Origin of the sequence: Citrobacter sp. Cpa228 (genome assembly GCF_030333085.1) — a bacterium.
GTDB lineage: Bacteria > Pseudomonadota > Gammaproteobacteria > Enterobacterales > Enterobacteriaceae > Citrobacter > Citrobacter pasteurii.
Window position 1 is genome coordinate 220159 of record NZ_JAOWGQ010000056.1, and the last position, 20748, is coordinate 240906.

The following is a 20748-nucleotide window of genomic DNA, read 5'->3' on the forward strand; positions in this document are numbered from 1 at the left end:
GATTTTCCTCAGTACATGTTCGGGATAATGAGAATGGGCATGGTGATATTTCTGTTACGGGTCATATCCCATCCATTGCTGAAGTAATTACCAAAAACCCGGTTATAGGCAGACCTGACGCTGCCGCCCGACATCACAACACCTTTTATACGAAGGTTCCCGTAGCCGCCGTCCATACGGACCTGTGCGCCGGTATAAAGTATCTGGCAGAACCCGCCGCCAATATCCTGGAATGCATCGGTAATCTGGATTTGGCGGTCATATACAAAGGGGCGTTTCAGTGTGGAGAACGTGACCTGGCCAGCGGCGTTGGTCATCGTGATGCCATCACCGCCGACAGGTGCGGTCTGATTGAATATCACCAGGTCTATGGTCGCCGTTCCGGCCACGTCGTCCCGCCCTGTGTAGGAGATATCGCGAACGATAATATTGCCGCCATCAAATCCCACCGATACATTCGGGTTATCCCATTTCCCAAAAGGAATGCCGCTCACCGGAAGCGCAGCACTGCCGTTAACCGTGATGCGCCCGGACCAGGCGCAGGTCATCAGCGCAGCCTGATTAGATATGGCGGTGAAGTCGGTAGAGTTCGCAACCAGTAACCCTTCGTTATAAGTCGCTGCAGGCAGCAGTTCCATAACGTAGCCGGACCAGTCCGGAGTAAGGGATTTACCCCCGATTGTCTCTGCGCCAATGATGACCCCGGAGTCCCCGTTCCGGGTGACCCCCGTCATAATGGCGACATCAAATTCAGCAAATGAGTAGGTGTAGACAGGATTGGTGGGTATCACAATAACCTGAGAGCCTGGAACCAGTGGCGTGTATACCGGGTACTGCATTGGCTGGGATGACCAGCCCGAGAACGTTGTGCAAAAACTGGGGGCCCGCAGCCCCGCAGTAATTGCCATCACCGGACGGCCATCGTTATAATTAATAAAAATTCCCTCCGCCATTATTACCCCCTGAATGTTCCAACCTGAACATTTCCACCATTTGTCAGATTAACGAGAATTCCATAACCATCGATTACGACTTTGTTATTTACACCGTTAAAAGAGAAATTCCCGCTGCTGGCATAAAGCGAGCCGCGAAATGTCCCGTTATTGAACTCTGGCGATCCATCTTTTGGAATATTCCAGCCTGACACGCCAGCCTGGTAATTATTCGAGCGAATGTAATTACCAATTTTGCCATTCGTGATTGTTCCCTCACCGATAAAAGCTGAGCTGATAAACACCTGACCATTAACAACAGCAAACGGAGAATATTGCGTATCACCGCTGCCACTCATCAGGACGAACTGGTTAGCGTTAAACCCGACGCGGGTTACTACCGGCTTACCCGCTTCTGCCAGCACTGCAATCGACATCCCGGCACTGTAAAAAATACCGTTGATACGCACTCCGGCTTTCAGGGTATGAATCGCTGTAGCTCCTGAAGCGTCAACAGTGGCAGTGAGCTTATCCTCAAGTGAGGCGGTTACGTCCTCAATCTGCGCCTGCACCTGCGTTGACAGCTCGGCCATCGCCTTGTCCACGCTGGCGACCGTCGTTTTAACCACCAGGATATCCGCGCGTACTTCACCGTACTGCGCCCACTGGTGCTCTACCGTTCCATGGTTGGCCAGCGCATTCTGCAGAATACCTTCAAGGTTGGTATCAATATCCCCCGTAAGGCGGTCGCCATCATCAGACGTCAGGAAGTCATCTGCGATATCACCCAGATAATCATCGGCGTTATCATTGGACATGCCGCGGATCCAGTCGGTATATCCTGATTCGTTCCCGGTCTTATCCACCAGTTGAGCGCGGTACCAGAATTCCTGCCCTGCCTTCAACCCAAGCTGGGTGTATTCCGATGAAGGATATGGCACGTCAGAAAGCAGCAATGGATCGGAAAAATCGCTGTTTGCCGTGTACTGAATTTCAGTTTTCAGCGTGTCGGCAGTGTTCGCCGGGAATCCCCAGTTAAGGCGGATACCCCAGTTGATAGCCGTCGTCGTGAAACCAACCGGCTTCGGAGGATTGCCGACCTTCCCGGTCAGGGTTTTCTCTTCTGAATACCCCCACCCGCTGGAAATTTCGGAAGCATTAATGGCCCGCACCCGGACCAGATAGCGCCCGGAGTAAATAGAGGCGACTTCAAAGGAGGTGGTGGAATTACGCGGCACGTTCACCCAGTTCCCGTCGTTACGCCGCCATTGGGCCTCGTAAGAAATCGCGTTATCGGTCTTGTCCCAGTTCACACGCATCGTTTCAAGGCTGATGCCCTGGTTAACAACGGAATAACTGTCGATGACGATATTTGCCGGAGCTTTCTGATTACCCGGAGGAATAACGCTTACAGGGCGCTGGTCGATGATAGCGCCGGTATCGATACGCGCATATTTATCAGGATCATGCCAGACACCTGCAATCGAAAAGGTTCCGTCATTGTTATCGGTGACACTGACAACACGATATTGCTGTGCGTATAGCAAGTCGGACTCAACCACCCAAACAGCCTCGGGCTGCGGTGTTTCGCTGTATACCGTGGTGACTGTTACCACATTGCCATTCACTGACTGAATCGTTCGACTCTGCGATGCGCCAGAGGGAAGATTCAGAATCAACCGGCCCCCCGCGACTGCATCTGCATTTCTGTCCAGCGTGATGGCGCGACCGTTGATAGCGCTGATACGGCCCCCCATAACCTTGCCTGAGAGCAATTCATCAGCCACTGCGATGACATAGCCAGGCTGGGGAATATTGCCATCGAGACCAACATCAAACGACACAACCCGATCTTTGTTATTGGTGAGGATGCCCCAGCGACCTTTACGATTTGCCTCAGACTGCCGCGTACAACCGATGGCCGTCATTTCAAGCTGATTGAATCCGTACCGGGCAACCAGGGGCTGCTCAAATACCGGCTCCATCGCATCAGCATAGGCATTATCCGGATCGGACCAGGAGACAAGTGCCGTGGTGTAACGCGTTTTGGTCGTGCTGCTGGAATAGGTGAACTTGCCGTCGATGACATTCGCCAGGGTGTAGCTGTAATCGATGTCACGCGGCATATCTGCCAGACAGACGATCTGATCCCCGCCCCAGTAGGTCATCCCGCGGAAGATAGCCGCGAAGTCGCGCAGCACGGTGTAAGCATCATTCCTGTCCTGCACATACACGTTGCAGACATAACGCGGCTCCGTGCCGTTACCACCCCTTCCATCCGGCACCATTTGATCGCAATACTGCGCTACCTGATAAAGCGACCACTTGTCGATATTGGCAGCCGTCAGACGGTTGCCAAGACCAAAGCGGTCGGTGACCACCAGATCGTAAAATATCCAGGCCGGGTTATCCGTCCAGGCCCATTTAAACGCACCGGACCAGGTCCCGTTGTAGGTTCGGGTTTCAGGATCATAGACATCAGGAACGCGAATAACGCGCCCTCTCGGCTCACAGGAAATCTGAGGAATGGAGCCATTGAACTGGCTTGAGTCAAACTCGATGTAGAGCAGCGCGGTGTTTGGATAGCGCAGCTTCGCGTCGATAACTTCGGTGTAGCTCTGAAGCGTCATCGTGTCGCCGATCTTCGCACTGTTCGCATCGGCGGTAATCTTGCGTAACCGGATTGTCCAGGTGGTTCCAGCCTGCGGAAGATCAATACGGTGGCTGCGCTCATAGCCTGAGGTGGTTTTCCCGGTGACGCTGGTATTCAGCACCGTTTGCCAGGTTCCGCCGTCAGTCTGCAGATCAATGGCGTAGTTGATGGAGTAGCCAACCAGATCACCATCATCTTCCTGCTTAAAGAGCGAGGGCCATTTCAGGCGAATACGAATGGCCGACAACTGAGTATTGGTGTACGTATGGGTCCAGGCGGTACCGCTTTTGATAGTCGTACCGACGTTGATTTCATTCTCTGAACCCGGTATCCCCTGTACATAATTCTGCGCCTGCGTACCGGCGCGAAATTCCCAGGCAACCCCGCTGAAGTTTTGCGAACCGTCCTGGTTTTCCAGCGGTGTTCCATCCAGATAAATATCTTTCGCCGTAAGCCCACCAGCAAATTCGCCTTCACCCAGCGCCATCAATATTTTGGCTTTGGCGATCGATTGCAGGTCATCAGGTTGTTCGGTAGGAGTTCGGGATGATGAGGAGCCCCCCTTCTTCCCTTTAATAGGTTGATCTGCCATATTGCGCCCATAAAAAAACCACCGTCAGGTGGTCGTTAGGAGAGGAAAAATTCTACTGCTGATCTTCGACGTAGATCCCGGCTGAAATGATGGCCCCACCAATGCGTCGTTTACCATAAAGGAGTGGAACCGGATTGCCCTGAGCGGCGGTATTGGTCACACCACCGAACGCATAAGATGCCCGGTTGTCGGCATCCTGCTTACTGGAAAGCCCTGGAGCCTGAGGCGAGAGCATTTGAATGACACCGCCAGCCATTAGGCCAATACCAGAGCTGACCATAGCAGCACCTATAGCCCCACCAACCCCAGTCCAAGAAGTCATTACCCCTACAACAGCCCCAACCACCACTAGCACAGCGCCAAGTATGGTTTGTAATACACCAGCTTTCTTGCTGCCAATAACTACTGGGGTGATTCGAATTACTTCCCCAGTCACAGGAAATCCAAGATCATCTTCACCTAAGTTTTTATTTCCCTGAAATACGGCATAAGTCAGCCCACGTTTTTTACTCGAAATCAAAAACTGTTCAAAGCCATTAATTGTTGCGGCCAGCGATCGTGCAGCTTCTTGGGTTTTGCTTATTAATCGATAGTGCGTTTTACCAAACGTTTTGCCCAGCACCCCGCCAAGTTCTATTCTTGCCATTACTTCTTTCATGGATTACTCCAATAAAAAAGGCCGCTATTTGCGACCTTTGTTTGTCATTTTACACGCCACATTCGGTATTGACCCGCTGCTCCAGTTTCAGTTTTATATTCCTGATAACTCCCATCAGCGTTTACATCTAAAGACTTGCGCCACGCAGTCAATGCACATTTGAATCTAACAGAAAATGAATGAATACCTTTCGGAACAAACACATCCACATATTGATTCTGCTGTAAACCTGCAACCTCTTTTTCATCCACTTTCAAAACTAACGGACATTCCTCACCTAAAGCAACCCCAGATAGCTGCTCAACGCGATGAACCCGAACTTTTGTTAATTCTGGAGATTCAGTTGTGATTTCTTGATTATAAATCGTAGGTGTCTTTTCAAATGGTTTTGATACACACCCTGTCATTAAAATCACAAATAGTGGTATTAAAGCCTTCATATCCCTATCCCCTTCAGTAAAACCAGAAGGTTAGCACAGAGATTTGTGCCGGACGATCTTCATCGTTCGTTCCTGCCAGTATCCACCATAGGGTACACGCTGACTCAAATGGCCATAAAGATGGTGGAGTAACATGTTACCTTCCAGCAGTATCCCGGCATGATTCCACTTATTAGCCTGGACCTGCATGATAACCATATCACCTGGCCGCGGTGCGCCGCTGAATTCACGAAATCCGCATTCATACCAGCAATCGTGGTAGAAGTTTTCAGGGTAACTGTCTTCCCACCAGGGATAATCGACGCGATAATCTGTCAGTTCGATACCATGCGTCTGCCGGAAGTAGCTCATCACCAGCCCCCAGCAATCGAAATGACCCAGCACAAACGGCCGCTCGAGTAGCGGCAGCTCGCCACGCGGCTGAATGGTGCGAATATCGCCTTCCGGCCAGCTGGCGATGTGCCAGGGTAACAGCGTTGCATCGCATTGCGCTTTATCCAGCTCACTCGGCTGCGTCGTCGCATCAGGGTGGCTGTGAACGATAGCTATCACCGTGCCCCAGTCCTCCGCCGCGGCATAATCCTCCGGAGACAGATGAAAATGCTCCGTCGGTTCTGCCGCCAGATTCCGGCACGGGAAATACTTCACAACCCGGCTTTTCTGCACCACTACGCCGCAACACTCCCGCGGGTATTCAGCGGCAGCGTGCGCCATAATGGCATCGATAATTTTCTGACGCATATCAGCTCCTGATCAGTGAAGTCCCCGGAAAACCGCCAAACGGCAGCTCGTTGCCATCGCCGAACCGAAGTTTGCACGCCGTCAGCGTCCCGTTGCACTCATCCAGCGACGGATCATCAACCGGGTTGTTGTGCTTATCGAAATAGCGGGTTCCGGCATAGTCACAACCATCCCCTGAGCGGTACTTGTTGCAAATGCACCAGGTACAAAGCGAATGTAGCTGACGCGTCGGGATCATCAGTCCCTGCAGATCCATCGGGCTGGAAAGCGTAAACTCAACTACTTCATTGGTTTCGCTGCTCTTTGCATCGATGTAAAACACCTTCAGTTTTTCCTGCGTTGGGTCAGTTGAAGGATTACCGCCAGGAAAGTTCTTTGCATCAAGATACTGTGCCAGCGTGTCGTGAATGGTCACTTTCGCCTGTAGTAAGTCATCGTAAGCCAGGCACAGCGCCGTAATGGAACTGTCCAGGTTAGCGACCGACAGCTTAGGCTGAGCACTGCTGCCATCGGTTGAGGTTTCAATACCCTCTATCTGGCAGGGCCATGCTTTATATTCCTGTCCCTGCCACCAGATCGATTTCGCCGGCAGCTTATTCTCATTTCCACCAGCAGCGGAGATTTCATCAGGGGTGTGGGCAATATTGTGGGCGTGGAAGCGGAGAACGTCGGAAACACCAAATGCGGTGCCATCGACATCAAAAAGCCGGATAGTGTTACCCGGCTCCAGTTTCTGATAATCGCTGTTAAGACTCATGGTGCAAAGGCCTGTTCAAAGGTTGCTGTAACGGTTTCAACTCTTTTGTTGGCGGTGACGCGCTGGAGACTGTCCGCCGCAACCCGCCAGAGCGCCAATTCGCTGCCCGGCGGGGTAAAGGTGAAGGATTTGGTCTTATGCCGCCGCAGGAAGGCATAAATGTCCCTGGCTGTAGCCGGATCACCTGTAAATGAGAAGGCATAATTAAGCACCTCATCATTCAGACCGGCCCCGCTGACCTGCTTGTACCCATCGCCGAACTGGGCCGTTCTGACGGTATCCTTGCTGCTGAGCGTTGGCTGGCTCGCTGCCTGGATCCGCCATGTAAAATGCTCTATGGCCATCGCTTACCTCTGTTTGTTGGCGCTCCAGATAATCCCCCCCGGACGGACTTCTTTAGCAATACCATCGCGGATAGAGCGATCGATCACCTTCTGATAGGCCCTGGTCAGTGCATCGCCGCTGCCCTGCTGTTGTTTCTGGTCGCCGGACTGCGCTGTGGTGACCGAAACAGGCGCGTAAACGCTGACGCCCATCGGAGAAGAAGCCGCACCACCACCGCCGACAAGGCCACCCGAGGCATAACCACGCATAAGTCGGTAGAGATTGGAGACGCCGATACGGCTGGTAGACTCCTTGGTGAAAACGAATTCGCCACGGTGGACAATACCGGCAGGCTCATACTTTCCGCCGTGTCCGGTATAACCGCCGACGTCATATCCGGAAGGCCGATAAGACGGCACGCCAAATGACTGGCCAGAAGACGGCGTGCTGACGCTACCACTGACCCATCCCATTGCCTGCTGTACGGCATAGGCCACCATCAGCTGGTTAATGACTTCAACAATCATCTTCAGAATAGAGCTGGTGAAATCCTTAAAACTGGCTTTCCCGGTGGTCATCAGGCTGGTCAGTTGCCCTGATAATCCGCTGAAGGTAGCCTGAGAAATTTGCTGAACGGAAGTAAACACGTTGGTGGCGGAGTCCTGATATTCTGCCCACCCCTGTTTTGCCCCGGCCAGCCAGTCAGCGCGCAGCGCATCCTCGGCTTCATAGGTTGCCCGCTGGGCTTCCAGCACCTTCTGCTGCGCCTGCGGATTCGCAGAGTAGGTTTCACGAAGACGCTGCAGCGTGGACTCGCGCCCCGCCTCACGACCGGAAACGCCCTGTGCCTGCGCGCGTAGCCCTGCCTGCGCTGCGCGCTGCTGCTGCTCAAACTTCACCGACTGATCCGCCAGGCCATTCAGTTTCTGCTGGAGGGCAATCTTGTCGCCCATATCCGCCAACTGCCGTTTGTACTCCAGCGTTTCTTCCTTGTGGGACAACAGCGATTTTTCCTGCGAAGACAGCTGGCGACGGCCAGCGGCTTCTTCCAGAACCGCATACTGGTTTTCCGTCTGCCACAGGTCCTTTCGCTGCTGACTGATAACGTCGTTAACGCTGGTATGCTGCTCCAGCGTTTTAAGCTGGGCCTGCAGCGTCAGCAGCTCGGATTGCGCTTTCTCTTCTGCTCTGTCGCCGGCAGGAGTGGAATAGCTTTTCCCTTTAGGCGTTTTAGGATCCTTCCACTGCTTTTCAATACCGGCCCGGGCGGCAGCAATATCTTTGTCGGTCCATAACGTGGCAATGCCGTCTTTGGCATCCTGGCGGTTTTTCGCAATGAGCTGGTTGAGCTTTTTCTCTGCGTCAGCGCGTTTCTCAGCTGCCGTAGAGCCGGAATCCACCAGTTGGTTAAACTGCTGCTGATTCCGGATGGCCTGAGTCTGCTGGTCCGTTCGCATTTTTTCCCGCGCAGCAGCGAGCCCTTCCTGGGCATACGCCTTATCGGCAAGGTCATAGGCCTGTTTTTTGAGTTCAGCCTGCTGACGCGCGTTTTGCAGTCTTTCCGCATCCGCTTTTTGAAGCGGATTATCACCGGAGTAATTCGGATCAACCTTCAGATTACTTGACAGCACGCGGTATTCTTTTTCCGCCGCCTGCCATTCGGCAAAAGAGTCCTGGCGCTTCATTGCAGAATCAGGATTACGCCCCACGCCGAGCATCGCATCCCATGCGCCGCTGGCGGAATGCTTCACCCAGTCCCAGGCTTTTTCCAGCGTGCCGAGATTATCCTTCACCGCACCGGCGCGCTGAATGACGGCATCCGAGTAAGCGCGCATGGCAAGCTCTGCGGCTTTCTGCGAGTCTCCCAATTTTTGAGCCGATGCAATCTGTTCATACTGCGTGGCCGTCAGAAAATGCAGGGAATCATTCAGCGCCACAACCGCATTCACCGGATCGTCTTTCAGGCGCTTAAACTGATTAATGGTTTCGTCTACAGCCTGCCCGGTGGCCTCCTGTAGCCGGGCCGCAACGTTGCTGACCATGCTGACGTCGTTACCACTGAAGGCACCACTCCCCACAACCTGCGCAAGCACGCCTGCAGCAGCATGCTGTGTGATGCCATTACCTGCCAGCGAACGCGCCAGCGCCTGCAGTTGACCGGATGTTTTCCCGGCATAATTCCCGGTCAGTATTAGCTGTTTATTAAATTCCTCAGACTCTTTGCTGCCGTCATACCAGGCCTTACCCAGCCCGACAACCGCCGCAGCGATACCACCAACCATGCCGGCCATACCCAGCCCGCGTAAAGTCATCAGCTGGTCTATCCATCCGGCACGGTTGGCCAGCGTAATACCGGAACCACGAAGGGCACCAAAGTTACCGCGCATGACTTCGCCCATCAGCACGCCCAGCTCCCGACGCGCTGCAGCACTTTGCAGACCCAGTCCATGTGTGGCCACTTTAGCCGCTTCGAGCTTGCGGATATAAACTTCCGCGGCATCACTGGCTCCAACCTGTGCAGCCTTCATTCGCAACAGTTCGGTACCGGAGAGCTTTTGCTCCACAACCTGAGACTTTAGCTGACGGAGAAAACGTGCCCGCGCAATCCCTGCTTTCTCTTCGACAATCTGAAGCTCTTTCTGCCGGGCTGTCGTATGGGAAATCAACGCAAGGTAATCCTGCTGGGTAATATTTCCCTGAGCCCTTGCGGCACGAAAGCGTGCCTGCACATTAGTGAGAGACAGTGTTTCCCCGTTCAACTGGCGAACACTGTCTATCTGGCGAAAAAAAGATGCAGCAAGTTCATCCTGCCGCCTGGCGAGCACAGCCGCCTGGCCGTCATTCTCACGCATGCGCTGGCTGAGGTCAGACACCCGGCGGTATGTTTCATCAACGGATTTAGATACTTTTTTCCAGTTTTGAGTCAGCCCTTCTGTGGCGTCCGCCTGGCGGGATTTCATTTCGGCCGCAGCAGATGCACCGGCATCACCCACGCTTTTTAATGCCTCGCTCTGACGGTCAGCAGCGCGTTGCATACGCCCCTGGACTTTGTCAGATTCATCCGCCATCCCGGTCAGTTGCCCTTTGATTCGGGCGATCTGCTCACTGAAGCTGGCGCGGTCAACATCCAGCTTAATAACGAGATCGCTAATCTGCTGGGCCATATCGTGTACCTCCTGATATCCCCTCGGCGGCGGTCATCAGCGCGTCATCGTCCGGTTCATCATCACTGATGGCGCTTCCGGAAGGAGAAAGCAGGCTGAAATGCGCGGGGGTAAGTTCCGGATCGCGGAAGAAAAGAGAAGAGATGGAATAAAGCAGCCCGGAAAAATGCGCATCGAGTTGCGCGTCCTGAAAATAATGATCCCGGTAGAAATGGTGCCAGTCGCCCAGCTCACCGGAAGTCATTCCAGCCAGCATAGCGCGCCAGTCGGGTCGCCCGAACTCGCGCGCCAGATTCAGGACAAATTTCAGCTCGCTGGCAAGGGCTTTTCCGCCGTAACGCCTTCTGTACCTTCAGCCTCTGATGGGGCATCCGGATCGACAGAGTTGTCATCCTCAACCGGAACAAGCATGCCGGAGAGCAACTTAACGTGCATTTCAGCCTTGCCGATCGCTTCTGGCGGCCAGCCTTTGAGAACCTGCTGGTAAAGTGCGTCTTCGTCAGGACCTGCGGGATCGTTATGCCAGAGAGAAAGTGCGATCACGCGCGCACCGCAGCGGATGTTTGAACCCACCAGGCGGGCAGTCATTTCCTGATCGCTGATGATGTCGCTTGCATGACCGAGTGTCTTTTCTTCCGCTGCCAGAAATTCAAGGTACTCAATACGCTGAAGCGCTGACAGCTCATTCAGCGTGGTGGATTCACCAAGATAGTTAAATGGTTCTTTTTTGAGGAACATAGCCCCCTCCTCAGGAAACGTTGACAGTGACTTTGCAGACTGCAACAAAATTGCCGTCGCTGGTCATAACAATAATGTCAGCGGTGCCGGCCGCCACACCCGTTACGGTGATCATGCTGCCGCTTACAGATACGGTCGCTTTGGTCCCATCAGATGTGGCAACCCGGAACGAAGGATCCGATGCACTGGCTGGATTAACCGTCACATTAAGCGTGGTGGTCGCCGCAACAACGACGCTTGCCGTGGATTTATCCAGCGTGACGCCTGTAACCGCAATGGGCGCAGAACCACTTTCTTCAGCCAGTTCTGGCTTGCCGGTATTGGTGATTTTCGCTGTGCGGGTAATAACCTCTTTTGCCGGGATAGCTTTACCCAGGCTGCTACACCAGCCGCGGAAAACGTCGACGGTACCATTCGGATATTTAATCTTGTACGCCCGGACGGAACCATCGTTAAACCAGGTGACCAGTTCTTTCTGTCCCTGCTCTCCCGGCTTCCAGGCAAGCGTAAGTGATGTATCACCTGCCGATTTTGCGCCCTGAGCGGTCGCGTTCCAGTCGGCGTCCTCATCATCAAGGTAGGTGTCGTCATACGATTCGGCGGTCATTTCACCCGGCGTCAGCTCTTTAATTTTCGCCAGGCGGTTCCAGTCGATATCCGAGAGTGGATTTGCGAAAGCGTTACCCGTTCCGGTGTACAGCCAGAGTGTGGTACCGGCGCCTTTTACGGGAGCCAGAGGATTTGGTGTTGGCATAGTGGCCTCACATTTCGTAAGTGATTGAATATTTCATATCGGCGGAACTCCACAGCCCCATGGCATCATCGCGCTGGTAATCAAACCCCTGCGGAACCATGACAGTGACCAGTGCGTCCAGGCCGGGAACGTCAGCGAGAGCGGGATAGATATGGCTTTCCATCCATTCATCCAGCTCCGAATCCGGCACCTGCGAGGGAAGAAACACTTCAATATGCAGCGTCGCCGCCCACATATCGGCATCCAGCTCCTCTCCGGTGCATTCGGCATCAGTCAGATAAACTGCTACGGCAGGAAAGTCGTTTTCTTCGATAGCTGCCGGACGACCGTCAAAAAAAACGGCACCTATTTCGATTTTTTCCTCAAGAACATTAATGATGTTCTGGCGAATCAGAGTGTGTTTCATCGCGTCAGGTGTAGCCTCAGTTGTTGTTTCAGGGCGTAGCCAAGCTGTTTCGGCATTTCCTCTTCAAGCATGCGTTTCTTTTCTGCTTCAAAGGCAGTGGTGAGCGGCGCGGCCAGAGGAATTTTGACTACATCGATGGGGTAACGGCTTTTGCCTGCAATACGTTTCATGACATGCCAGCGACCGTTGGCCAGACGCTGAAGAAAGGCATCACGAAACACATAACGACCAATTTTCAGCACGCTGCTTTTACGCACGAGAGGGCCTCTGCGATTGGTCGCCCTGACCTGTGCAGCGCCAAGTTTGATCGCCGGCAGGTTGCCCCGGTTGACCTTGATCCGCGCAGCAGAGTGCCCGGTTGCAGAAGCTTTATTGACTCTCACCCTCTGCCTGACCAGTTTTAATGGGATACCCGTAATGTGGTTATCGCCGGCTACCGTTTCCTTTGCCACCCTTCGGGTGGCAACCGATACGCCGTTGGCCGCAACACGGTTTACGGCCCACGCGCTGGCATTGGGAACCATATTTCTATCCAGACTGTCGAGGTTAGCAATCGCCTGTTCAAGGCCTTTAATCGACATAAATGCTCCTTAACGACGCCGCGTTCCGTTTGGAGGAGAACCACTTCCCAGCCAGACATAGCAGGAGCCACAGTCATCCGGACCTACACGATCCACCCAAAAATCCCGTCCGTTTACCGTCAGGGTATCCAGACGTTCCAGCTGGCCGACATCTGTCGTTTTCACAAATAAAGAAGGTCTGGAGCCCTCAATCCGGATACCGGCTTCGGCATATCCAATATTTTCTGGATCATCGAATACGCCGTTGAGCGTCACGCCGGATAATGCACCGGAAGTCACCTTCGCTTCAGCGCCCATTACCCCGCGAATAACGCCATCCGCCTGCGACATCGCTTCATCAAAGAGATTATCGAAATCAGCCACATGGCCCCCTGCTAGTGCTCGCGGACCAGTCCGAGTGCAACCAGGCTGTCCGCATCCGCTTTTGTCACGCGGATCACGGTCCCCGCCTCCACAATAGATACCCGTTCATCGCGGGTTGCGTGCAGCGCCTCAATGTGCAGCGTGGCCAGCGTTTCGACGGCCATCAGCGCGTCATCTGTTCTACCGCTTAACACAGTATCCACTGGCGGCATGGGTTCTACGGTGCCGGGTGATGCACTACCATCACTCACGCCACCATTTTCAACACTATGAGTATCCGTGCCGTCATTCAGCTCTTCCTCCAGCTCTGCAATGCGCATAGAGAGCTCCTGAATGGTGCCACTGGTATTCACTTCCCGACCAAGCTGCACGCCAAGCTCATTAAGCCGCGCAATCAACTTTTCTTTTTCTGTCATAAGAACAACTCCGGAACAGGGCCCCGCAGGGCCACAGAATGGACATCAGGCGAGTTTGACAGACACGAACGCATCCGGGTCAGCCAGCAGCATCAGTGGTGCAGACTGAATCATGGTGAACTCACGCGCCGGATCGCCTGTCTGTACCCAGTTTTTCGGATAGCGCGCGGAGGCGTTAATGCCTTCACGCTGGGCATCAACATCCTGAATACAGCCGTAGGTGCGCAAACCGCGCGCCTGGGTATTACCCAGTACCATGCTCAAATCCGGCAGGTAGTTCTTTTTGGTGTCATCTTCAATGTATTGCCCGGAATAGACGACAATGGCCACATCACCATACATTCCCTTATAGGAGACCGCTTCACCCAGATCCTTCAGCGCCGTTTCCAGTTCAGAGTTAGAACCCCGGCGGGTGTCGAGCTTCTCTTTTACCGCTTTGAATGAACGGAATAACGCCCAGCCCTTCGGATCAAAGACGATGATATTGACCACGCCGCTGGCGTTCAGCGCATAGGTTTCAATATCGTCAGTGGGGTCATAAGTTTCTTTGTCGCGGGTGCTCCATGCCGCAGCACCTGCCTGGATGATGTTGTTTCCGGCACTGCGTCCCATATCCACTTCAACCGGCTCAAACGCTTCGCCGGTCATGGTGTATTTACCGTTGAGGACAGCAGCCACCGCCTGCTTCTCCTCCACCTGGGCAATCGCCAGCTCTTCATCCTTCATGTTCTGCAGGATAATGCGACGGCGGCGGTAGGCCGGGTCAGCCAGATTTTGAGGGTCTTCATCCGGCAGGCGGCGCAGCGTCATCTGCGGGTTTACCTCGTGCTTGGGCTTGACGTAACCCGGCGTAAACTCTGACGTTGCGCCGCCACGTGAGCGGATAACCTTGCCGGAAATAACAGGCGAGACGTACAGCGCCATGTTGACCATGCCCGGGATTTGCGACAGATACACCTTCTCGGTGCTGAAGGGATAGCTTTCGCGGAAGAAGATGCGCAGGAAAAGCGGATCGAATTTGAATTTCTTCTCATTGACCGCCAGCAGTTGGGCCGTTGTGTAAATTGACATAGTTGTTTCCCGTAAAAAAAGCCGCGATGGCGGCTTCTGTGGATGATGGTTACTGTTAAGTCAGGTGTCAGACGATGCTGATGGCTGTACCCGTGAACGCATTGCGTTTGATGTGTTCATCCGTCACCGTATCCGGCCAGAGGACATCTTCAATACGGAAAGAGCCGGACTTATAGAATGCCAGCTCTGTGTTGCTCTGGTCGGCTGATACCGCCAGAACGCCACAGGCAGATCCCGCATGCTGGCCATCCCAGACGGTCAGCTTGCCGGAAGTGGCATCCAGCATCAGGGGCGTCATCGCCGGTACTGCTTTCGTCAGTTCACCCGGTGCATAACCGGTATGCGCCGGATCACTGTTCCCGAAGGGCTGGTTGTGCGTAAATTGTTCAGTGTTAGACATGTTGACCTCTTAAACAGGCGTATTTAACAAATCGTCACCCGCTTCAGCAGAAGCGCTACCTGCCGTTACGGTGCCGGGTGCGGTTTCCATCAGACGATCCAGCGCGGTATCCGTACGCGCCAGAGCACTCTGAGGAGCTGCAGCAAGGATGCGCTGGGCACTTTCCACCGTCATCCCCGGCGTTTCTGCCAGCGCGCGCGCCTGTGATTCACGCCCTTTCGCCTCTTCGCAGTTCAGGATCCCCATAATGCGACCATTTTCGGCTGCGACCGCTGCTGCCACCTGGCTGCTGATATCAACAGTTGCGTCAGCTGCAGGGTCAGTAACGACCACAGCAGGCGCGTCAACGGTCTGGTCAGCAGTAGCTGCTGGTTGAGTGGTATCTGCGGATGCAGTAGTACCTTTCATGCTTCCTCCTCGGGAAATCATCGTTCGTTTGTTAATTGCATCGCGCATAACGTTCAGCGCATCCATGTTGTTGACCAGTTGCTCTGCCAGGCCGTTCTCCACGGACTCCTGGCCTGAAAACACAGCCGCTTCAGTATCAAGAACGGCCTGAACCGACATGCCGGTATAACCCGCTACCTTTTCAGCGAACATCTGCCGGGTGGCGTCAATACGCGCCTGAAAATCTGCGCGTACCTCTTTCGGTAATTTCTCGTAGGGGTTCCCATCCACCTTGTGATCGCCGCTGTAAATCAACGTGACCTCGACACCGCTGGTTTTAAGGGCGGCGCCGTAATTGCTGTGGGCCATCATGACCCCGATAGATCCTGTTCTGGCCGTTTGCGTCACAAGCCGGCGTGATGCCGCACTGGCTATCAGCTGCCCAGCGCTGCAGTTCATATCGTTGGCTAACGCCCAGATGGGTTTGATATCCCGCATACGGGCGATGATGTCGGCACAATCAAAGGCACCCGCCACCATTCCACCGGGCGTATCCATATCCAGAAGAATGCCGTTAACGCCCGGATCGCTGATTGCCTGCTGGAGGCGGGCGATGATGCCGTTGTATCCCGTCATCCCTGAGTACGGCTGGAGTGAGCGGGTTTTACTGACCAGCGTCCCGGAAACAGGCAGCACCGCGATACCATTAGTGACCTGGTAGCTTCGCGCCGGCTTTGGCCCCATTTCCTCATCATCACCAAAGAGCGCCAGCGGTTCAGTCATCTGCTCTGCGCCAGGCGTAACGCCCGACACGGTGTCGGTCAGACGGGTGATACCTAACTGACCAGCGAGCGCGCAAAAGAAAACCCGCGCATAGGCGGGTTCAAGTAAAAGCGGCTCATTGAAAGCCATACTGGCAATGTGCGGGAGATTACGCAGCTCGGGCGTCATCGTTCCCCTCCTCATTCGTTTTTTTCAGTCCAGACTCAAAGGCCGAAGCCGCCCACGCTGGTGGTTTAAGTCCCGCAGCGCGGCGCTCCATCGTTTCGCGAACCTGCTGGGCAAAGATTTCCTGATAGTCTTCCCCGCGTTTGGCGCATTCCTTCTCATAGGTGCTCAGCCCCGCCTCAATGAGCATGACGGCCTCCTGCACCTCTTTCAGACCGTCAATGGCCATTCTCCCGGAGCCGATCCAGTCAGCATTTCCCCAGGCGCTTCTCGCCTCCTGAAAACTGAACCGGGCTTTAGACGGTAATGTCACCACGCGGCGAACAATGGCCTCTTCCAGCCAGCATAAAAACATCTGACAGGCCTGGCGGGAGGCAACAAATTTGCGGCGCCCCATAAAGTACGCCCAGGACTCGTTAGCACTGGCGCGTGCGGTGGAATAACTCATCTGCGAATAGTTGCGTGAGAGTTGCTCATACGACACCCCCAGACCCGCTGCAATGTAGCGCAGCAGAGATTGTTCAAATGTCGAATAGCCGTTGTCAGTGTCCTGCGCTGACTGAAGATTCAGGGAGTCGCCCGGCATCAGGTGTGGCACCTTCGCGCCGCCAAGACGAACCGGTGCCGCGGTATAGTAGGAAGCCATTTCCCCCAGCCAGCCGGTCATCTTGCTTTGCTGCTCCTTACTGTCAGAACCGAGAATAAAGTCCATTGCGGTTTGCGTATCCAGCCCACTTTCTATCGTGGCGGCATACATCGCCTTAACAATCGCGCTCTGGAGCTGCGTATTCTGCAGTGTATCGAGCATTTTCATTTGCTCCATGACGCTGTAAAACACGTTGGCGCCGCGAGTCTGCCCATCCTCCAGGGGTTCAAATACGTGGATAAAGGACGGTCGCCCGCCAGGCAGTTCACGCGGGATGTAGGTCCACTTCTGCGCCATCCACCCCGGATAGCCATCCTCGCTGACGTAATATCCCAGCGCGGCGCCACTGTCATTTATTCGGACACCCGCCCGACAGTTTCGTGTGTCTCCTGCGTTATTGGGGTTGCTGATGCGTTTTGGGCTCACCATCTTGAACTGCGTACGGAAAAGACGCGTGGAATCACTGTCCCAGGTGGCCTGTGCGCATAGCTCACCGTTAAACGCATGCATGGATACACCCTCACGGATCATCATGGTGAATGTACGCTTACGCTCCGCATCAATGCAGCAGCAATCGTCCTCCGCAAACTCTTTCCAGGCCGCCTCAACTTCACGGGAGAACGCCCGGGCCTCTTCCTCTCCAATGCCCAGAAAACGCCAGCTGGGCCGATAACTGAGCCGGAAAAATGACCCGACAATGTGGTCCTGATGGAGCTGTACCGCGTTTGCCGCATAGCCGTTATTGCGGACCAGATCGTCAGCGCGTGCGTTACCACGGGAAAAATTAGGCAATAACGCAGCATCTGCGCTTTCACTCGGTGGATTCCAGGCGCGGAGCTGACCGCCAAAACCACCAGCACCGCCGTGATATCCGGCATAATCCCGCAGAGCGGTTTTACCGTCCGGTCCTAACAAAGCAGGTGTTTTCATGCGTAAAATCCTGCCGGTCCCCGGCGTCGTGGAGTGGTACCAACCTGTGATTCAAGTTCGGCAATGTATTTTTTCAGGTCACTGACAGAAGTCGCGGTGAACTCAACCCGCCGGCCGTCTTTTTGCACCGTTGCCACCCGCTTTCCCATCATGAGATCGTGCAACGCAGCGCGGGCGGCATCCAGATCAGTCTGTGTCGCCATTATTCATCTCCAGATAATGCCCTGGCATAATCAGCCAGGGTTTTGTTATTGGTCCGGCTCCCCTCTTCCTCAAGCAGGCTCGCGAGCAGTGAATCAAGATTCAGTTGCCATCGCGAAATACTGATCCGCAGGGCCGCCAGCGCATACACGAAGCAGTCCAGCGCCTCATTTCGTCGTTTTTTGCTGTCCCAGACAATTTTCTTACGTCCGTCCACCCATTTTTCAACCTGCTCCTCAGCAGTAAGCTGCTGTGCCTCGGCCAGATCGTAAATTTCGGGGTTATTGGGAAAATGCACGGCACCGGCAAGAGCCTCACTCCCTTCCGGCTGAAGTGTGAAGCGGTTATAAATCTGCTCTTTTGCGGTATCAGTCCCCACTTCAGTCAGATAAACACCGTTCTTGTTGCGCTTTCGCGGCATATTCGCCACTGGCTTACCATAAACCGAAGCCCCTTTAATCGGGATCACACGGAACAGACCATGCTTTTTAGAGCGGTTGTAGACAATGGTGGGGTCAATACCGCCAATATCCCAGCAGATACGGGATACCGACATTTCTATGCCATTCTTTCGGAAGTAGGTTCTGTTAATCGCCTCATCCACCCTGACGAGGGTCGCTTCATCATCATGACGGCCCATAATAATCTGCCGGTCAATCAGCCAGCTTTCCTCACCGGGTCCCCATCCCCAGACGCGCATTTCATAACGATCCAACTGGGAATCGATCCCGGCAGTCAGATAAGCGACACGTTCCGGTACGGATGCCCCGAAGAACTCTTTGCGTTCCGCCATAAGCTCCGCGTCAGGGCGTTCACCAATTTTAGGTTCCCATGTTTCGCCCAGCGTCGTGTTCACGAAGGTTTTACGCTTTCCGGTATCCCCTTTCGTTTTTATCCAGTCTTTGACTATCTGCACCCAGGTGGTAAACGGGCTGTATGCCGTCCAGATGTGAAACGTCACGCTGTCAGGCGGGTCGATTTCGGTGCCTGTTGATGAAAACCAGGATAAACCATCACGCGTCCAGATCCCGGTGGTGTCGCAGATGTAACGAGCTTCACTGAAATCCAGCTCCTGCTGCTTAATGACGCAGGCATTATGTTCACACAGGTAAAAGACGCTGGAGGGTTCGCCCGGCGTCCATTTGAACCCGAACGGGGTCTCTTTGTCGCCAAACTTAAGGTACTGCTCTTCACAACAGTGCGGACAGGCAACATGAAAACGCATGAAATGCCCGGACTCGCTGGCAGCACGCTCAATCTGGCAGGTTCCTTTAGTTTTCGGCGTTGAGCCACGAATAGATTTGGGCCAGACAGAGCCCTCAATACGTTTGTCACCCAGGAACGTCGGGGAACCCTCTTTCTCAATATCTTCATCGAATGCCGCCAGTTCATCGTAACCGGCGACATCGACCGATTTCTCACGATAGTTTTTCGCCGCTTTACCACCCAGACACCAGAACCCACGCCCGTTGGAGAAGCGTTTCATACTGAGCGTATTGTCCCGGTGCTTTTTGCCATACCAGGGGGCCAGCGCCAGAAGTGACGGAATATCGCGGATCGTCGGCTCAACATGCGACTTCATGAAGTTTTCGGCGTCACCATCAGTGGGCAGCCAGATAAGGGAATTTCGCTGCTTGTGCTGAATAAAATACGCATAAACACCCAACAACATTTTTGAATAGCCAACACGGGCAGACTTAACAACGTTAACTTCACGTATGTAATCGTTACCCATCGCATTCATAATCGCGCGCTGAAACGGCAAAGTTTCCCAGCGCCCTTCCTGGTAGGCCGACTCTTTGGGGAGATAGTAATTATCGTCTGCCCATTCAACCGCCGTTTGCGGCTCAGGCCGGTACAGCGAAAGTAGCCCCGCGCGCGCAGAGTGCTGCAGCCCCTTAACCTGACTGTTCGATATATTCACTCAGCAACCCCGGTATTATTTCATCCAGCGCAGCTGCTTTGTTCATGGCCTTAATGATGTCCTTCTTCAGGAAATCAATATGTCGGTTTTCCAGCTCCGGGAAGCGCCGCTGAACCGACAGAGGAACTCCATCAAGAATGCTGGCTACTTCTCCGGCCATCCGCGACAGCACGAACGTGCAGAATGCGGTTTCCACCACCTCAGCGGAATCTTTTGCATTTTTTAGTTCCTGGGCGTCTGCCTGCGCCCGGGTGAGGCGGTGACGCTCATAGTCAATCGTACCTGGCTGGAGGTCGGATTCCGATGCAAGACGAAGGTCTTCCACCTCCTTGCGTAATTTCTCATTCTCAATCGCCGCGTCGCGTGCGGAATACCATTCGATAGCCGCGGAAGATTCATAGAGGACCTCATTACCTTTTCCGCCGCCACGTGCTACAGGCATTCCCTGATCCTGCCAGTTCTGAATGGTTCGCACGCTGACACCAAATATTTCAGAAAGACGCTTTTTGTTGACCTCCATAGCTCACTCCATGCACAAAAACAGAGAAAGGAAACGCCCTCTGGGGATTTAGCCGTTTTTAAGGCTTATCATTTCCTTTCTTTTTAGTGGGTGTTTGCAGTTAAAACAATGTATTAGCGAGAAGAAGAACGGAAACGACTAAAACCAGAAAATTTTCATAAATAGCGAGAATCTGCGAGGTCGCCGCCCCGTAACAGGCCGG

Annotated in this window: 21 protein-coding genes and 1 pseudogene; all 22 read right to left on the reverse strand. The window is 53.9% G+C overall.

Going from position 1 to position 20748, the window contains the following annotated elements:
- Nucleotides 1-8: 8 nt before the first annotated feature.
- A complete protein-coding gene (locus OGX91_RS22890; RefSeq protein WP_286627381.1) occupies nt 9-953 on the reverse strand; it encodes a DUF6453 family protein in 945 nt (314 codons plus the stop codon).
- Between the two features lie 2 nt (nt 954-955).
- Complete coding sequence (locus OGX91_RS22895) at nt 956-4177, reverse strand: TipJ family phage tail tip protein (protein WP_286627382.1); 3222 nt, start codon at nt 4175-4177, stop codon at nt 956-958.
- A gap of 52 nt (nt 4178-4229) precedes the next feature.
- Complete coding sequence (locus tag OGX91_RS22900) at nt 4230-4835, reverse strand: tail assembly protein (RefSeq protein WP_286627384.1); 606 nt, start codon at nt 4833-4835, stop codon at nt 4230-4232.
- A gap of 44 nt (nt 4836-4879) precedes the next feature.
- Nucleotides 4880-5275 (reverse strand): hypothetical protein, encoded by a 396-nt coding sequence (locus tag OGX91_RS22905; RefSeq protein ID WP_286627385.1) that lies wholly within the window; start codon nt 5273-5275, stop codon nt 4880-4882.
- A 30-nt stretch (nt 5276-5305) separates the two neighbouring features.
- Nucleotides 5306-6016: a C40 family peptidase gene (locus OGX91_RS22910; RefSeq protein ID WP_286627386.1), complete on the reverse strand. Its 711-nt coding sequence runs from the start codon at nt 6014-6016 to the stop codon at nt 5306-5308.
- A gap of 1 nt (nt 6017) precedes the next feature.
- Nucleotides 6018-6773, reverse strand: a complete 756-nt coding sequence (locus tag OGX91_RS22915) for a phage minor tail protein L (protein WP_286627388.1) — start codon at nt 6771-6773, stop codon at nt 6018-6020.
- Nucleotides 6770-7117: a phage tail protein gene (locus tag OGX91_RS22920; RefSeq protein ID WP_286627389.1), complete on the reverse strand. Its 348-nt coding sequence runs from the start codon at nt 7115-7117 to the stop codon at nt 6770-6772. Before OGX91_RS22920 ends, OGX91_RS22915 begins: the two co-directional genes overlap by 4 nt.
- 3 nt (nt 7118-7120) lie before the next feature.
- On the reverse strand, nt 7121-10261 hold the full coding sequence (locus tag OGX91_RS22925; protein WP_286627390.1) for a phage tail tape measure protein: 3141 nt from the start codon (nt 10259-10261) through the stop codon (nt 7121-7123).
- A pseudogene (locus OGX91_RS22930) lies at nt 10254-10571 on the reverse strand (phage tail assembly protein T); the annotation flags it as partial. The gene OGX91_RS22925 and the pseudogene OGX91_RS22930, both read right to left, overlap by 8 nt.
- Entirely contained in the window at nt 10568-10999 is a 432-nt protein-coding gene (gene gpG / locus OGX91_RS22935) for a phage tail assembly chaperone G (protein ID WP_286627394.1), read from the reverse strand. The pseudogene OGX91_RS22930 and the gene gpG, both read right to left, overlap by 4 nt.
- A gap of 10 nt (nt 11000-11009) precedes the next feature.
- Nucleotides 11010-11753, reverse strand: a complete 744-nt coding sequence (locus tag OGX91_RS22940) for a phage tail protein (RefSeq protein ID WP_286627395.1) — start codon at nt 11751-11753, stop codon at nt 11010-11012.
- A 7-nt stretch (nt 11754-11760) separates the two neighbouring features.
- Complete coding sequence (locus OGX91_RS22945; RefSeq protein ID WP_286627396.1) at nt 11761-12159, reverse strand: phage minor tail U family protein; 399 nt, start codon at nt 12157-12159, stop codon at nt 11761-11763.
- Nucleotides 12156-12740, reverse strand: coding sequence for a phage tail protein (locus OGX91_RS22950; RefSeq protein WP_155021181.1), 585 nt, complete (start codon nt 12738-12740; stop codon nt 12156-12158). The genes OGX91_RS22945 and OGX91_RS22950 overlap by 4 nt, the downstream gene beginning before the upstream one ends.
- A gap of 9 nt (nt 12741-12749) precedes the next feature.
- Nucleotides 12750-13103 (reverse strand): head-tail joining protein, encoded by a 354-nt coding sequence (locus OGX91_RS22955; protein WP_286627397.1) that lies wholly within the window; start codon nt 13101-13103, stop codon nt 12750-12752.
- An 11-nt stretch (nt 13104-13114) separates the two neighbouring features.
- Nucleotides 13115-13519 carry a DNA-packaging protein FI gene (gene gpFI / locus OGX91_RS22960; RefSeq protein ID WP_286627398.1) on the reverse strand — a complete coding sequence of 135 codons (405 nt, stop codon included), beginning with the start codon at nt 13517-13519 and terminating at the stop codon, nt 13115-13117.
- A gap of 45 nt (nt 13520-13564) precedes the next feature.
- Nucleotides 13565-14590: a major capsid protein gene (locus tag OGX91_RS22965; protein ID WP_200048608.1), complete on the reverse strand. Its 1026-nt coding sequence runs from the start codon at nt 14588-14590 to the stop codon at nt 13565-13567.
- 67 nt (nt 14591-14657) lie between these two features.
- Complete coding sequence (locus OGX91_RS22970) at nt 14658-14990, reverse strand: head decoration protein (RefSeq protein WP_155021185.1); 333 nt, start codon at nt 14988-14990, stop codon at nt 14658-14660.
- 9 nt (nt 14991-14999) lie between these two features.
- Nucleotides 15000-16328, reverse strand: a complete 1329-nt coding sequence (locus tag OGX91_RS22975; protein WP_286627399.1) for a S49 family peptidase — start codon at nt 16326-16328, stop codon at nt 15000-15002.
- Nucleotides 16309-17901, reverse strand: coding sequence for a phage portal protein (locus OGX91_RS22980; RefSeq protein WP_286627400.1), 1593 nt, complete (start codon nt 17899-17901; stop codon nt 16309-16311). The genes OGX91_RS22975 and OGX91_RS22980 overlap by 20 nt, the downstream gene beginning before the upstream one ends.
- On the reverse strand, nt 17898-18104 hold the full coding sequence (locus OGX91_RS22985; RefSeq protein WP_003034782.1) for a phage head-tail joining protein: 207 nt from the start codon (nt 18102-18104) through the stop codon (nt 17898-17900). Before OGX91_RS22985 ends, OGX91_RS22980 begins: the two co-directional genes overlap by 4 nt.
- Complete coding sequence (locus tag OGX91_RS22990) at nt 18104-20026, reverse strand: phage terminase large subunit family protein (RefSeq protein WP_286627401.1); 1923 nt, start codon at nt 20024-20026, stop codon at nt 18104-18106. The genes OGX91_RS22985 and OGX91_RS22990 overlap by 1 nt, the downstream gene beginning before the upstream one ends.
- Nucleotides 20001-20546, reverse strand: a complete 546-nt coding sequence (locus tag OGX91_RS22995) for a terminase small subunit (RefSeq protein WP_000453624.1) — start codon at nt 20544-20546, stop codon at nt 20001-20003. Before OGX91_RS22995 ends, OGX91_RS22990 begins: the two co-directional genes overlap by 26 nt.
- Between the last annotated feature and the right edge of the window lie 202 nt (nt 20547-20748).

Coding starts and splice junctions, on each gene's coding strand:
- OGX91_RS22945 (WP_286627396.1), bottom strand. CDS start 12,159: ATGAAACACACTCTGATTCGCCAGAACATCATTAATGTTCTTGAGGAA.
- OGX91_RS22895 (WP_286627382.1), bottom strand. CDS start 4,177: ATGGCAGATCAACCTATTAAAGGGAAGAAGGGGGGCTCCTCATCATCC.
- OGX91_RS22965 (WP_200048608.1), bottom strand. CDS start 14,590: ATGTCAATTTACACAACGGCCCAACTGCTGGCGGTCAATGAGAAGAAA.
- OGX91_RS22890 (WP_286627381.1), bottom strand. CDS start 953: ATGGCGGAGGGAATTTTTATTAATTATAACGATGGCCGTCCGGTGATG.
- OGX91_RS22940 (WP_286627395.1), bottom strand. CDS start 11,753: ATGCCAACACCAAATCCTCTGGCTCCCGTAAAAGGCGCCGGTACCACA.
- gpG (WP_286627394.1), bottom strand. CDS start 10,999: ATGTTCCTCAAAAAAGAACCATTTAACTATCTTGGTGAATCCACCACG.
- OGX91_RS22905 (WP_286627385.1), bottom strand. CDS start 5,275: ATGAAGGCTTTAATACCACTATTTGTGATTTTAATGACAGGGTGTGTA.
- OGX91_RS22995 (WP_000453624.1), bottom strand. CDS start 20,546: ATGGAGGTCAACAAAAAGCGTCTTTCTGAAATATTTGGTGTCAGCGTG.
- OGX91_RS22900 (WP_286627384.1), bottom strand. CDS start 4,835: ATGAAAGAAGTAATGGCAAGAATAGAACTTGGCGGGGTGCTGGGCAAA.
- OGX91_RS22950 (WP_155021181.1), bottom strand. CDS start 12,740: ATGTCGATTAAAGGCCTTGAACAGGCGATTGCTAACCTCGACAGTCTG.
- OGX91_RS22975 (WP_286627399.1), bottom strand. CDS start 16,328: ATGACGCCCGAGCTGCGTAATCTCCCGCACATTGCCAGTATGGCTTTC.
- OGX91_RS22970 (WP_155021185.1), bottom strand. CDS start 14,990: ATGTCTAACACTGAACAATTTACGCACAACCAGCCCTTCGGGAACAGT.
- gpFI (WP_286627398.1), bottom strand. CDS start 13,519: ATGACAGAAAAAGAAAAGTTGATTGCGCGGCTTAATGAGCTTGGCGTG.
- OGX91_RS22920 (WP_286627389.1), bottom strand. CDS start 7,117: ATGGCCATAGAGCATTTTACATGGCGGATCCAGGCAGCGAGCCAGCCA.
- OGX91_RS22980 (WP_286627400.1), bottom strand. CDS start 17,901: ATGAAAACACCTGCTTTGTTAGGACCGGACGGTAAAACCGCTCTGCGG.
- OGX91_RS22985 (WP_003034782.1), bottom strand. CDS start 18,104: ATGGCGACACAGACTGATCTGGATGCCGCCCGCGCTGCGTTGCACGAT.
- OGX91_RS22925 (WP_286627390.1), bottom strand. CDS start 10,261: ATGGCCCAGCAGATTAGCGATCTCGTTATTAAGCTGGATGTTGACCGC.
- OGX91_RS22915 (WP_286627388.1), bottom strand. CDS start 6,773: ATGAGTCTTAACAGCGATTATCAGAAACTGGAGCCGGGTAACACTATC.
- OGX91_RS22910 (WP_286627386.1), bottom strand. CDS start 6,016: ATGCGTCAGAAAATTATCGATGCCATTATGGCGCACGCTGCCGCTGAA.